Raw genomic sequence first — 13,420 nt, 5'->3', positions numbered from 1 at the left:
CGTAGCAAAAGGTATGATTAAGGATATCAAAAAACAAAGACTTAACAATAGCGTCTTATTGTGAAATGGCATTATCAATGCTACTATCAAATGGCAATAATTCCCTGCATTTAGCACACGGTTTATTAGTATATAATAGATCCTATTATATACTGCTAAATCAGTTTTGAGCAGCGAGTTACCATCGTTTTTGCAGATAACTAATAGCTAATTAATCATGTCTGTTTTGTTGTTTGCCTTTAACGATTTAGTATCGTTTGCTCATTATATTATCATCCCTTTTACTTTTTTTCTGTTTAGGTTACCTAACTTGTTTACCACTTTTATGTTTGTACCTCGTCTATGTCGTCCGCGCGCTTGTAAAGAAGCGTCTGCTAAACCTCCTCCGACATCATGCTATTCAAAGCGTCTTAGTCGTACCAATTCAATTGCTGGGTTATCAGCGCTGATGGCGATGCTGCTATTGCCATATCCAGCTTTTGCCGCTGATGCTTTAGCAGAGCCGACAGCGATCAGTGTGTTATTACTCATACTTTTTGTGGTTGTCGCCATCGGTATCTCGTTTGTCTGTTCATTGGCTGAGTCTGCATTACTGAGCATGACGCCGTCTTATATCGCTGATGTTCAAGAAAGCAATCCGAAAAAAGCAAATATGCTAAGACGCTTAAAGGTTGATAACATCGATCAGTCATTAGCGGCTATTTTGACTTTGAATACAGTGGCTCATACATTAGGTTCTATCGGTGCTGGTGCCCAAGCCACGATTGTGTTTGGTAGTGCATGGTTTGGACTGTTTTCTGCCATTATGACATTGGCGATTTTGTTTTTATCTGAAATTATTCCAAAAACACTTGGGACACTGTACTGGCGTCAACTAAGCGGTATGGTCGCTTATTTCGTTCGAGGCATTATTCTGCTGTTGTATCCACTTATTTGGATATCAGAAAAGTTAACCAAATTGCTAGTACGTGGCAAAGAACCCCAAGCATTCAGTCGTCGTGAATTTGCGGCACTTGCCAGTATCGGTGAAGAGTCAGGACAGATTGACCCATTAGAATCGCGCATTATTCGCAATTTACTGGCATTTGGTGCGATTAAAGTCGAAGATATCATGACCCCGCGTTCGGTGATGTTGGCGTTTGAAGAAAACAAAACAGTCGCTGAATTATTGGTTGATCGCCCAAAACTGACGTTTTCACGACTGCCAATTTATGATGGTGACTTGGATAACATCACAGGTTTTGTATTAAAAACAGACATGTTATTAGCAAAAGTAAATCATGCGATGCACAAGCCATTGACTCAGTTTAAACGTGACATTACTTTTGTTTTTTCAAAAATGAAACTGTTTGATTTGTTAGAGCTGATGCTAAAAAACCGTATTCATATTGCGATTACAGTCGGTGAGTATGGTGAGGTCAAAGGTTTGGTTACTTTAGAAGATGTGTTTGAGACTTTATTGGGACTTGAGATTGTGGATGAAATAGACCGCGTCGAAGACATGCAAGCACTGGCTCGACAAATGATGGACAGACGAGTAGAGCGATTGGGTATGAAGCTTAGTGATGATGAACAACAATACGAAGATAATAGTACGGACGCTAAGTAAGATTCCGTTTGGCTTATTAAATTGAGATTGGATTGACAGAAAGCGACCTAAAATTAGGGCGAAAACTGAGTCGTGTACTGCGTAAGTGGCTCAGTTAGTATATTTTTTATTTATGATAACGATGGGCAGTGACTCATATTTTCAGAAATAATTGTGCCATATGGTTGGTATTTTAGTATTCGCAATAATTACACAGGGTGTCACATAGCTGTGAGAATTGAATGATAGTCTCACTCTATGGTAAAAGTACGCTGTCATCATTAATAAGTAGGTGATGATTAAACAGATATTTTTTACAAGTACAATGAAGAGGGCACATGCTAACCAGTGCTCGCTTCATTTATTATGATGTTAATGAGTAATAAGCGACTACTATATTTAATCAATAAAAAACGTTAGTCATCAAAAGATGGCAACAACGATAACAGCATTGCTAAGGATTATGATGAAACGATTATGGGGAAAAGGGCTTTTGGCATTATTGCTAAAAAGTGCCAGCGTGGCGGCGGTAGTGACCGTTGTAAGTACTGTGAGTATCAGTGCGCAAGCGGCAGCCATGACCGAAGCTTTGGTGCAGAACTATATAGCAGCAATGAAGTCATCAGCGAATAGCCAAAATGTCAATCAGGTCGCCCGTCTTGTCTCTGACGATGCACTGATTTCATTATCTAGAAAAGGTAAGTCGACCAGTTTAGATAAAGATGCTTATTTGAAGTTGTTGCAAAATAGTTGGAATAACACCTCTAATTACCGTTTTGATATTTCTGTGGATAATATCGTTATTACGGGCGATCAGGCCAAAGCCAATGTAACGACCAATGAGAGCTGGGTAAAAGATGGTAAAAATGTCTCATTTGTCACCACTTCAAGAGTGACGCTGACGTTATCGACTGGTAATGCGGTGCTGCTACGAGCCGTATCACAAGTAACGATTAATTAATTGTTACTCGATTAATAACTCAGTACTAGCTAGTCAGCAATTAGGCATTATCAACAATTAGGTATTAATGGATGAGCATTGATTAAGAAACGTCTTGATCAGTGGGTAATCAAAAAACATAGTGCATTAATTAGGCTCTTCGAAAGCTAAGTATTCCATCATAAATAGCCATACAGATTCACAATGTTGAATAATTAAATGATTGATTGCATTTCGTGAGAGGTCTAAAAATTAACTCAACTTATGATGATTATCTTTTTATATTAGACTGGTCTTTGCTTCACATTGCATACTATACTAGCAAGCAACTTTATCTTATCACTTTCTGTCGTTAGGAAACTTCCAATATCATGTCTACTGTGCTATCAAAATCTCGCTCATTTATTGCGTTGCCATTGACGCTTGCGGTATCAACTCTACTTATCAGTGCTTGTAGCAATACGTCAGCGGTAAAAAAGGGTGCGACCAATAGCTCATCTATTATTACTAAACGTCCAGCTACTAAAGCGCCTGCAGCAAGCAGCAGTACGGACTATTCAACGGCATATTTAGATGCAGATAGTTTGGATGAGTTAGCCGATTTACTCGAAGCCACTGACATGACTATGGTGGAAGGCAACAAACTTGCTATTCAGCAGTATGGTGATTTATGGAGTCGCTTACGTGCTGGCTATCGTATGAATGGCGGTCAGCCGACTTATAATCAGCGTATTGAAGGGCAAAAAAGCTGGTTTTCCAGTCGACAAGACTATTTAAACCGTTTAACTGCACGTGCCAGTCGCTTTATCTATCACACTGTACGAGAAGCTGAGCGTCGTAATATCCCGACAGAGCTGGCTTTGTTGCCTGTTATTGAGGGCTCTTATGATCCAAGTGGTACTAGTAGTGCGGCAGCAGCAGGCTTATGGCAGTTCATTCCAAGTACGGGTCGTATTTATGGTTTGAATCAAAGCAGTACCTATGATGGTCGCCGTGATGTCATCGAATCAACTCGCGCCGCTTATGACTTCTTGACCGCACTACATAACCAGTTTGGCAGTTGGGAGTTAGCATTAGCCGCTTATAATGCCGGTCCTGGTCGCGTGCAAAAGGCCATTGATGCTAATAGAGCTCAGGGTTTACCGACAGATTATTGGTCTCTGAGATTGCCTACTGAAACGATGAATTACGTGCCGCGTTTCTTGGCGGTAGCAGAAATTGTTGCCAAGCCTGAGCAATATGGTGTCTACTTGCCAGCCATCGCCAACCGTCAGCATTTCCGTAGTGTGCCAGTGAACTATGGCGTGAGCTTGGCTGAAGTTGCGCAAATGACAGGCGTGAGCTACGACGAATTAGAAAGGCTAAATACGGCCTTAACGTCAGGGCGTGTAGATTCTTCTGGTCCCCAGCGTATTATTATTCCTAATGATGTGAGTCTTAATACCGATGTTAAATTGAGCTCATTGAGAGGCAATGGTACGGGCAATATACTGGCATCGAGTAATACAAGCACACCAAGTAGCACGACCACGACGCCAAGCTATAATAATAAGCCCTATACTGGCTCCTCATTACCATCGACAGGTAGCGCCTTGGCTGATTATGCTGCGAGCGCTAGTGTGCCGCAGCAAACGACCAGTTATATATCTCCGTCAGTCACGCCTACTAGCAGCTCTGTCTACAGTAATAATGCCTCAGTGCGTACTGAGCCACCATTGAGTACGGCAGAAACCAATAAGATCAATGCTGAGCTAAAAAGCAGCAACAGTCTACCGACCACCTCTGCTCAAATTACACAGAACAATACGATTGTCCAAGAACCACCACTGAGCAAAGAAGAGCGTGATTTTATTGCCAATCAAATTCGCAGTAACACGCCTGAAACCAATGTGATCAATGCTGATGGTAATATTAATTTATCCGCAGTACAGACACAGCAGTCTATTCTAGAAGCCAGTGGCGAAGAGAAAAAGCTTAGCTTTGCAAAAACATCAGTAAGCAAGCCAAAACCGCAAGGTACACGTACCACTTATAGCGTCAAGCGTGGTGATACCTTGTCTAATATCGCCAGCCGTGCGGGTGTCAGTTGGCGTGATATCGCTGAATGGAATCAAATAGATGCCAGCTCTAAGCTGCTATCAGGCAGTACCTTATACTTATATAATGCAAAAACCATCGAACCGTTGAGCACAGCTAACAATGCCGCGGCAAGCCAACCAGAGAGCTATGTAGTACAAAGCGGCGATACGCTGATAGGTACTGCTAACCGCTTTGGTCTATCGGTGACTCAGTTGGCAACCTACAATAATTTGAGTAGTAGAGCGGATCTACTACGTGGTCAAAAGCTATGGCTGATACCAGGTAAGGTGACTGCGCCAGTGACCACACCTGCCGCTCCCTCGACCAAGCCAAGTAAATCAAGCACCGCTACTAAGAACTATAAAGTAAAAGCGGGCGATGGCTTGATTGCTCTCGCACGTCAGTTCGATGTATCAACTGATACACTTGCCAGCCTCAATAATATGAGCACTACAAGCTCACTATATGTTGGTCAAACGCTAAAAGTACCTGCAAGTGTCGATTTCGATGCAGCAAACACCTCAAGCTCTAGTAGCCGTAACAGCAGCTCAAGTTCGGTGGCAACCACCAATTACAAAGTAAAATCTGGCGATACTTTGATCGGCATTGCCAATAGCGTGGGTATCAGTCCAGCTGAGCTTGCGGCGGTGAATAGCAACTTTGATGCAAAAGCACGCTTACAACGTGGTCAAACCATCAAAGTACCTGTGTCTAAAGGATTGGTTGATCGTCAGCTAAATGATAAAACTGTCAGTTATAAAGTAAAATCAGGCGATACGTTAACAGGCGTGGCGCAACGTTATAATATCGGTCTTAGTGACTTGGCAACAGCGAACAACCTGAAAACCAACTCTAATTTGATACTCGGTCGTACGATTACGATTCCTGCCAGTGGCAGCGTTGTAACGACCTCTAGTAGCAATAACCAAAGCAGTAGTTCGGCTAGTAGCACTGCCGCGACTAGCACAGCGAGCAGTGGCAAAAAATTGGGCAACACCGAGAGCTATAAAGTTAAATCTGGTGATGGTTTGATTGCTTTGGCACGTCAATTTGGTGTTTCGATAGACGACTTGGCTGCGACCAACGATCTCGCGACCAATGCCCAATTACAGCGTGGGCAAACGCTTAAAGTACCAAAGCTCACAGTGAGTTACACCGTTGGGTCAGGAGACAGTTTGATTGGCTTAGCACGTAAATATGGCGTCTCTACGCAAGAGTTGGCTGAGATGAATAATATCGCGGCGGATACGATGCTACAGCGCGGTCAGCGCCTGACCGTACCTAATCGTTAAGAGTAAGTGGCTTAGTGAAATAATAGCCAAGTAAATACGATTAAGACAGATCATTCTGCACAAAAAAGCTGCTCTTTATAAGAGCAGCTTTTTTTATCTATAAAATTCAATTCTCAAAATATCTAATAGCACTTATTAACTAGACGGTTTGAGTTTTGATAGTCTCAAGATAACTTCTAATATTGCTAACATAATGCATCGCTTGACCATAACGACTATTGGCAGCTTTATTGTCAGCTAAGTACGCATAAACGTTCGCCCAGCTTTTATCATCAATACCCTGATCTCGCAGTTTACGCTGAATACTCTTTACTGCATTTGGTCCCATGTTGTAGCCGGCAAGCGCAAACCAAATACGATCTGTCTTTGGCACATCAGCAAAGTCAGCTTTCATTTGCTCTAAATAACGCGCGCCGCCGCCGATACTTTGGTAGGGATCGACGCGATCTGAGACGCCCATTGCTTTGGCTGTATTATTGGTCAACATCATAAGCCCACGCACGCCCGTCGGTGATACGGCATTGGCATCAAGGTGTGATTCTTGATAACCCATGGCCACCAATAATTCCCAATCATGATTATAATTGCGTGCTTGCTCTTCAAAAGACGATTGATAATCAGGCAGTTTTTCGGTCAACGTTTTTTGGAAATGATCTTGGCTATAGGCGTCTTTCAGCAAGTTTTGATTGTAAAAGGCAGCAAGTTTTTGTGTGTTTTTCAGCTTAATGCTGTCACATAAAAAGTAACTGGCTTTTTGTGATAATGGGTCATTGGATGAATTGAACGTCCAACTGACTTTTGGATGTAAACCATTCTTTGTTAAGCTGGCGTCATAGCCGCAACTGATGTTGATAGAGGATAAGTTAAACTTGCTCTTTAACTGTGTACTGGCCGTTGTCAATGCCATGTCTACCTCGCCCGATCTCAGCGCCTTTAAGGCAGTTTCTTCATTGGCATACGCTTTTAGGTCGATATCAACGCCAAGCTCGTCAGCATAAGTACGTACCAAATCAAAACCAAAGCCATGTTGAAAACCGTCAGTCGCAAAATAAGTGCTGTCACCGGGGACGGCAGCGATGGTTAACGTGCTTTCTAGCATGACGTTATCATAGGCTGGCACTGGCGCACGCATCGTCGTCAGACTCTCAGCAGGTAAAGAGAGAAGGGCGATACTAGAAACTTGCGCAAGCTTTTTGGTTCTAGAAAAACGACTCGATGTCGTTGGGGTAACGGATGAAACGATGTTACTTTTAGTGTTCGGTAGGCGTTTAGATGGACGCAGTAAATAAGAAATACGGCGTCTAGCCCCTTGCGCAGATACTTTCACACGATAAGTAATACGCTGCATGGATGTCTCCTGATTTTAGCCATCCTACTTACCGTAAAATGCTTACGAGTGTATGCTTATAAAGTGGTCATACATCGATGTTGCATTTTAGACAACCACGCACTTCTTAATAAGATAAGTGCGTCGTCGTCTTGCTTAATAATAGTGCCGCTAATGAATTTTTATCAGATGTAGCGGTGCAGTTTTTAATTAGTTGGTTATCTACTGGCGTATTCGGCGTATCAGGTAAGAGGGCTAAAAAAATCTCTCAAAATATCAATATAAAACATCGATATAAAGTATCAATACAAAATGATGAACGCACAACACCGAGAAGGATATAAATCGGATGATTCCTTCATCGATGCGTAGATGGGGCTAAGAATAAAACAACTATATATTAAACATAGGTAAGGTCATGAACTAAGTTATTGAGACAAAAACATAAAATGAGCGGGATGCTTATGCATTCAGCTTTTCTATGCTGATATTAATGACCATGTCCTCTTTAAATCATTTGTAATAGAGTCAACAGTGATTAATTTTTTGTCCAGCAATAAGGGTAAGCAAGTCGCTATTTTCATTAATAATAAAAAAATGATAGAAAATTTACTCAAACATTCTATCAATCAGCGGTTGCTAACCCAGTATCGCGACACTTAAATCAAGATAGACTATGCTGCTGAAAATATATCACGCATAGTGTGTCTATTAGTAAACCGACCAAAACCTCGCTATCTATATGAACTCAATAGCTATACAACATAGTGAGATTTTAGGCGGTTATACTCATTTAAGTATCATAACCGGAAGCTGTAATAAATGGGAAGCCTCATGACAAGACATTCTTTCTTCGGATATTAATATGCGGATATTCCTTGGATTATTCAAGTGTGGTTAAGAAATTAGCGATAAAACTTAACAATTGGGCTATAGACGGTTAAAAATGCCCTTGTTATTGGTACACCATTGAAAATTGAAGCAGTAAAAATCATGCATACTGGGCAACCATACTGCTTATTATTAGCTTTTTTTTCTGAAAATTATTCTAAATTTAGATAGCTATGAGTAGAGTTGAGGGCACAGTTTAAGCAGGATTATCAATATCTACAAAGGTCACGGGTATACCAAATGCTTGAGAAACTATGTGACCGAGTGCTTGAATACCGCCGCGTTCTGTCGCGTGATGCCCACAAGCGAAATAATCAATGCCCAGCTCACGGGCAATATGGGTGGTACGTTCTGATATTTCGCCAGAGATAAAGGCGTCACAGCCCATCAATGCAGCTTGTTCGATCATATCTTGTGCGCCGCCCGTACAAATGCCCACGTGTTCGATAATTCTGTTATTATCGATATGAGCGCTTGTACTATTCGGTGCGCTATAATTGGCAGAGATATGCAATGGCAATCGTCCTAGCGTCTGAGTAATGTGAGTAATGAGGCTTTGAGCATTTTGCGGGGTACAAGTGGCGATATTACCAACGGGATGCGACTCACTAGGGTATAAAGCGCCGATAACGGTCATGTTTAATGCCTCAGCCAGCTTGGCATTATTACCAATGATGGGATGGGCATCGAGCGGCAGATGATAACCAATCAAAGAGATACCATGCTGCATAAGTTTACGGATACGCTGACCTTTCATACCAGTGATGGGGGCAGGTTCGCCTTTCCAAAAATAACCATGATGCACCATAATGGCGTCTGCATTATCAGCAATCGCCGCATCAATCAACGCCTCACAAGCCGTTACACCAGTGATGATGCGTTTGATAGGTCGACCCCCATCTACTTGTAAACCATTAGGGGCATAATCTTTGAAAGCATCTGCTGATAAATAGTCATCACAAAATGTGGTCAGCGCTTGAACGGTAATGGCGGTATTTGAGGGCTCGGTTGAGATATTGTGTGTAGTCATGGTATTCCCTTATAATTGATTCAGTGGCGCAAGTATCTATAGCTGAGATGCGGATTTTGATAATGAGTATTTTAACATGTGGCTACAGTAGGATAGACAATCCTACTCACTGAAATGGTACACGATACGTTACAACTGGGTAGTATTGGCGGTTTTAAATTATACATGTAAGCTTGCCGTATAGATAGTGCAAAAAAATAACCATCTAGTGGGCTGTAAACGTTTGATAAATGCTACTCAATGCGTCCTAATATATACCATGCTTCTCACCTTATTCATCTTCGTCTGTTTGTATCAAATTTATAGAGGTTTTATATGTCGTCATCTCGGAACACCAGCAGCAAGGCGTCTGTATTAAAATGGTTACCTTGGGTTTTATTGCTAGTCGTGATTGCCGCATTTATTTGGTTGTTTGCGAGTATGAAGACGGCATCAGAGCAGGCATGGGAGCCGCCCAGAACCACACCTGCTGAGCAGCAAGCGTCAGCACCGGTTTCTGATACACCCGCAGCGATTTCTTCTTATCATAATGCGGTTGCTCGCGCCTCACAATCAGTCGTGAATATCTACACCACGCAAACGATGGCAGAGCATCCTTATATGAATGATCCTGTGTTGCGCCGCTTTTTTGAGTTCCATGGTGCTCCGTCAGAAGAGCAGGGCAATACCAATTTAGGCTCTGGGGTGATTGTCTCAGAAGATGGCTATATCGTGACCAATGCCCATGTGATTGAAAAAGCCGATGAAATTACGGTCGCCTTTAATGATGGTCGTAAGAGCCGCGCTAGAATCGTTGGCACAGATCCAGACAGTGATTTGGCAGTGATTAAAGTAGATATGACCGGTTTGGCACTACTTGGTTTCCGTAAAGAACCTATCCGAGTTGGCGATGTCGCATTAGCGATTGGTAATCCGTTCGGTGTCGGTCAAACGGTAACGCAAGGGATTATCTCGGCGACAGGACGTACTGGGCTGGGGGTCAACAAGTTTGAAGACTTTATTCAGACCGATGCAGCGATTAACCCAGGTAATTCGGGCGGCGCACTCGTTGACGCTTATGGTGAATTAATTGGTATTAATACGGCCATTTACTCACGCTCTGGCGGCTCTATGGGTATCGGTTTTGCTATTCCTACGGCTATCGTTGAGCAAGTGATGAATGCCATTATCAAAGATGGTAAGGTGAGCCGTGGTTGGTTGGGGATTGAGATACAGTCACAGTTACGTGACCCAACGCAGCTTGAAACCTCGACTGGGGTAGAAGTGCTTAATGTCGTTCCTAAGAGTCCTGCCGCTAAGAGTGGTCTGCGTATCGGCGATATTATTTTGACGATTGACGGCGTTGAGATGACGGATGCCAATACCTTGATTCAGTATGTCGCTCGTAAAGCACCGAATACCACGCTGAATGCGCAAATATTACGCCGTGGCAAAAATGCCCAGGTCAAAATACTGTTAGAAGAGCGTCCAGCACAAGAGCCGATGGAACGTCCGGTTGTGATTCTTGATGAAAATGTTGGTGGTATAGAAGATCCAAATCTACAAGGTGAGAGACAAGACGTGCCGATGATGTCAGAAGCCGAGCGTGACCGTATGCGTGAAGAGCTGTTGCAGCTGTTTGAAAGAGATGGTGCGCCTTTGTAATGCCATTTTTCATCACCTAAAACTTAAGCAAAATAAGCTTAATCAAAATAGCTTGAACGGTTTATATACAGTAAAAAAGCGCGTTATCTTCAAGATAACGCGCTTTTTGTTTCGAATTTGTTAGCACTACTTTTGTTAGTATTACTCTATAGTAGGCTCGTGATTGATATAAATCACACCCTGTACACGACAACAGCAGGGCAGGATCTCGTCTTCATCAATCATGGCAAGGGGCGCAAACGGATAGTCAATGACGTGTGAGCTGGCGATACGCTTGATGCGACAGCTGCCACAATAGCCTTCCTTACATTGATAATTGATATCATGTCCGGTGCGTAGCAATCCATCAAGCAAGCTTTCGTCGTCATGCAAGTAAAATTGTTTCTTACTCGTCATTACCCAAGTCATAGTTTTATCCTGTTTGTTTCCCTAGCATTTTTCGCTGTCTTTCATACTGCCTCTAAAGCTCAAAATCATCAAAATCGCTGTCTGATAAATCTGAGTCAATCTGACCTACCAAGTATGAGCTGATTTCCGTCTCTTGCGGGGCAACTTGTACGTTGTCAGATGACAACCACGTATTAATCCACGGGATTGGGTTTGATTTAGAGTTCGGGAATGCCACTGGTAAGCCAACTGCTTCCATACGTAAATTAGTGATATATTCGATATATTGGCACAGAATATCTTTATTGAGACCAATCATTGAGCCGTCTTTGAACAGATAGCCTGCCCATTCTTTTTCTTGCTCTGCCGCTTTACGGAATATCTCGATGCTTTCTTCATAGCACTCTTTGGCAATGTCGACCATCTCTGGATCATCACGACCGATGCGCATGAGATTCAAGATATGCTGAGTGCCCGTTAAATGTAGCGCCTCATCACGAGCAATCAATTTAATAATCTTGGCATTACCTTCCATCAGCTTACGCTCAGCAAAGGCAAACGAGCAAGCGAATGACACATAAAAGCGAATGGCTTCTAGGACGTTAACTGCCATCAAGCACAAGTAAAGCTGCTTTTTCAGCGATTTTAAATCGACGGTAATTTGCTTGCCATTGATCGTGTGCGTGCCTGCACCGTATAGGTTGTATAGCGATGAGTTATAATACAAGTCATCGTAGTACTTGGCGATGTCGGCAGCGCGCTCTAGGATATGCTCGTTTTGCATGATGTCATCAAAGACGATAGCAGGGTCATTGATAATATTACGAATGATATGGGTATAGCTGCGCGAGTGAATGGTCTCAGAAAACGTCCACGTCTCAATCCACGTCTCAAGCTCAGGAATCGATACCAATGGCAGTAGCACGACGTTTGGGCTGCGACCTTGGATAGAATCGAGTAGCGTTTGATACTTTAGGTTACTGATAAAGATATGCTGTTCGTGTGAGGACAAATTGCCATAATCCATACGATCACGTGACACATCGACTTCTTCTGGACGCCAAAAGAACGACAACTGCTTTTCAATCAATTGCTCAAAGATAGGGTGCTTTTGTTGGTCGTAACGCGCCACGTTGACCGGATTACCAAAAAACATCGGCTCTGTTAGCGCATTGTTTGGCGTTTGGGAAAAAATCGAATAAGTCATGAGACTGCCTTTATCATTGATATGGTTATTAAGTTATAGGGTTTAGACTAGATTTGGTTTGACTGAATTATATTACAAGTTCTCTAAAGATATCTGTTCTGACGTCTGTCCATCATTCATATACGCTTTAAATATCTCACTCAGCTCGCTATCGTCCAAACCTTCCAATTCATCGATCGCACTCTTACGCAGCGCACTCAAGCCATCATCATCTGATAGTTGCTGCATTTCTTTCTGTACGTCTTTTTTAGTCGCTCTCTTTACTGGTTTTTTCGATACTTTTGTAGCGACTTTCTTTAATACTTCTGGTTTTGCTGCTGTGCCTTCGCCTAATTGCTCACGGACATCTGCGATGTTGACTTCCACTTGTACGATATGCGAGCCACCATCGTTTAGGTCTGAAAATACGTTTGGGATAAACAAACCACCGTCTTTGATGATTGCGGTATATTGCACAGGACCTCCGTCGTTTTTATTGTTTGTGTGTTTTAATTATGGCTGGCGTGTCGCAAGCGCATCATATACTTTGTTGTTTTCTCTTTTGCCGACTGCTAATACATAAACCACCACCACATCATCTTTTACGGTATATACCAGACGATAGCCTACGGTGCGTAATTTGATTTTATAAGTATCGGTACGTCCCGATAGTTTTGACGCAGGCACATGAGGATTTGACAATCGCTGCTGTAACTTTTTCTTAAACTGCTGCTGAATATTCGGCGCTATCTTTTTCCACTCTTTTAATGCCAAAGGATGAAACTCAAGATTATAAGTCATCCAAAGTTACCTTTATCGGTATCTGCCCATCATTCAATCGTGCACTAACGGTTTGGCTTAATGCCATGTCGTCCATCGCTTCCATCATGCGCTCAAAAACGTCTGTTGAGACTAAGTAAGCCACTGGTTTATTGTGGTTTAAAATAGCAATGGACTCGCCGTCTGACTGTTTAATCAGTGCCGACGGGTTGGCTTTTAATTCTGAGATACTGGCTGTCTGTGTGGCAAATATTGGTTGCATGACTCATTCTCCGC

11 protein-coding genes are annotated in these 13,420 nt (G+C 42.5%); 4 read left to right on the top strand and 7 right to left on the bottom strand.

What is annotated here, in order from left to right; translation table 11 throughout:
• Window positions 1-325 precede the first annotated feature (325 nt).
• From JMV76_RS01850 to JMV76_RS01840, 3 genes are all read left to right on the top strand, one after another.
• On the top strand, window positions 326-1,609 hold the full coding sequence (locus tag JMV76_RS01850; RefSeq protein WP_201501637.1) for a hemolysin family protein: 1,284 nt from the start codon (window positions 326-328) through the stop codon (window positions 1,607-1,609).
• A 442-nt stretch (window positions 1,610-2,051) separates the two neighbouring features.
• Window positions 2,052-2,549, top strand: coding sequence for a nuclear transport factor 2 family protein (locus JMV76_RS01845; RefSeq protein ID WP_227690019.1), 498 nt, complete (start codon window positions 2,052-2,054; stop codon window positions 2,547-2,549).
• Window positions 2,550-2,899: 350 nt separating this feature from the next.
• On the top strand, window positions 2,900-5,899 hold the full coding sequence (locus tag JMV76_RS01840) for a LysM peptidoglycan-binding domain-containing protein (RefSeq protein ID WP_201501401.1): 3,000 nt from the start codon (window positions 2,900-2,902) through the stop codon (window positions 5,897-5,899).
• 139 nt (window positions 5,900-6,038) lie between these two features.
• Here JMV76_RS01840 and JMV76_RS01835 read toward each other — a convergent pair whose 3' ends face one another.
• Both JMV76_RS01835 and JMV76_RS01830 read right to left on the bottom strand, forming a co-directional pair.
• Window positions 6,039-7,247 carry a transglycosylase SLT domain-containing protein gene (locus JMV76_RS01835; protein ID WP_201501400.1) on the bottom strand — a complete coding sequence of 403 codons (1,209 nt, stop codon included), beginning with the start codon at window positions 7,245-7,247 and terminating at the stop codon, window positions 6,039-6,041.
• A gap of 1,066 nt (window positions 7,248-8,313) precedes the next feature.
• Window positions 8,314-9,147 carry a Nif3-like dinuclear metal center hexameric protein gene (locus tag JMV76_RS01830; protein WP_201501399.1) on the bottom strand — a complete coding sequence of 278 codons (834 nt, stop codon included), beginning with the start codon at window positions 9,145-9,147 and terminating at the stop codon, window positions 8,314-8,316.
• A gap of 315 nt (window positions 9,148-9,462) precedes the next feature.
• Between JMV76_RS01830 and JMV76_RS01825 the strand changes: the two genes are divergently transcribed.
• Window positions 9,463-10,791 (top strand): S1C family serine protease, encoded by a 1,329-nt coding sequence (locus tag JMV76_RS01825; protein ID WP_201501398.1) that lies wholly within the window; start codon window positions 9,463-9,465, stop codon window positions 10,789-10,791.
• 141 nt (window positions 10,792-10,932) lie between these two features.
• Here the strand turns inward: JMV76_RS01825 and yfaE are convergent, their stop codons facing one another.
• The 5 genes from yfaE to JMV76_RS01800 all read right to left on the bottom strand — a co-directional run bounded on the left by yfaE (window position 10,933) and on the right by JMV76_RS01800 (window position 13,406).
• The gene (gene yfaE / locus JMV76_RS01820) at window positions 10,933-11,199 is read right to left on the bottom strand and encodes a class I ribonucleotide reductase maintenance protein YfaE (protein WP_045446158.1); all 267 of its coding nucleotides are present in this window, start codon (window positions 11,197-11,199) and stop codon (window positions 10,933-10,935) included.
• A gap of 52 nt (window positions 11,200-11,251) precedes the next feature.
• Complete coding sequence (gene nrdB, locus JMV76_RS01815) at window positions 11,252-12,385, bottom strand: class Ia ribonucleoside-diphosphate reductase subunit beta (RefSeq protein WP_201501397.1); 1,134 nt, start codon at window positions 12,383-12,385, stop codon at window positions 11,252-11,254.
• Window positions 12,386-12,457: 72 nt separating this feature from the next.
• Window positions 12,458-12,841, bottom strand: a complete 384-nt coding sequence (locus JMV76_RS01810; protein WP_201501396.1) for a hypothetical protein — start codon at window positions 12,839-12,841, stop codon at window positions 12,458-12,460.
• A 36-nt stretch (window positions 12,842-12,877) separates the two neighbouring features.
• Window positions 12,878-13,165, bottom strand: a complete 288-nt coding sequence (locus JMV76_RS01805; protein ID WP_109591379.1) for a type II toxin-antitoxin system RelE family toxin — start codon at window positions 13,163-13,165, stop codon at window positions 12,878-12,880.
• Complete coding sequence (locus JMV76_RS01800) at window positions 13,155-13,406, bottom strand: type II toxin-antitoxin system Phd/YefM family antitoxin (RefSeq protein ID WP_020443322.1); 252 nt, start codon at window positions 13,404-13,406, stop codon at window positions 13,155-13,157. Before JMV76_RS01800 ends, JMV76_RS01805 begins: the two co-directional genes overlap by 11 nt.
• Window positions 13,407-13,420: the final 14 nt, after the last annotated feature.

It is taken from the genome of Psychrobacter cibarius, from assembly GCF_904845955.1.
Lineage (GTDB): Bacteria > Pseudomonadota > Gammaproteobacteria > Pseudomonadales > Moraxellaceae > Psychrobacter > Psychrobacter cibarius_B.
The sequence above is the reverse complement of the archived record's forward strand: the minus strand, read 5'-3'. Positions and strand labels throughout refer to the sequence as shown.

Coding starts and splice junctions, on each gene's coding strand:
- JMV76_RS01850 (WP_201501637.1), top strand. CDS start 326: ATGTTTGTACCTCGTCTATGTCGTCCGCGCGCTTGTAAAGAAGCGTCT.
- JMV76_RS01845 (WP_227690019.1), top strand. CDS start 2,052: ATGATGAAACGATTATGGGGAAAAGGGCTTTTGGCATTATTGCTAAAA.
- JMV76_RS01840 (WP_201501401.1), top strand. CDS start 2,900: ATGTCTACTGTGCTATCAAAATCTCGCTCATTTATTGCGTTGCCATTG.
- JMV76_RS01835 (WP_201501400.1), bottom strand. CDS start 7,247: ATGCAGCGTATTACTTATCGTGTGAAAGTATCTGCGCAAGGGGCTAGA.
- JMV76_RS01830 (WP_201501399.1), bottom strand. CDS start 9,147: ATGACTACACACAATATCTCAACCGAGCCCTCAAATACCGCCATTACC.
- JMV76_RS01825 (WP_201501398.1), top strand. CDS start 9,463: ATGTCGTCATCTCGGAACACCAGCAGCAAGGCGTCTGTATTAAAATGG.
- yfaE (WP_045446158.1), bottom strand. CDS start 11,199: ATGACTTGGGTAATGACGAGTAAGAAACAATTTTACTTGCATGACGAC.
- nrdB (WP_201501397.1), bottom strand. CDS start 12,385: ATGACTTATTCGATTTTTTCCCAAACGCCAAACAATGCGCTAACAGAG.
- JMV76_RS01805 (WP_109591379.1), bottom strand. CDS start 13,165: ATGACTTATAATCTTGAGTTTCATCCTTTGGCATTAAAAGAGTGGAAA.
- JMV76_RS01800 (WP_020443322.1), bottom strand. CDS start 13,406: ATGCAACCAATATTTGCCACACAGACAGCCAGTATCTCAGAATTAAAA.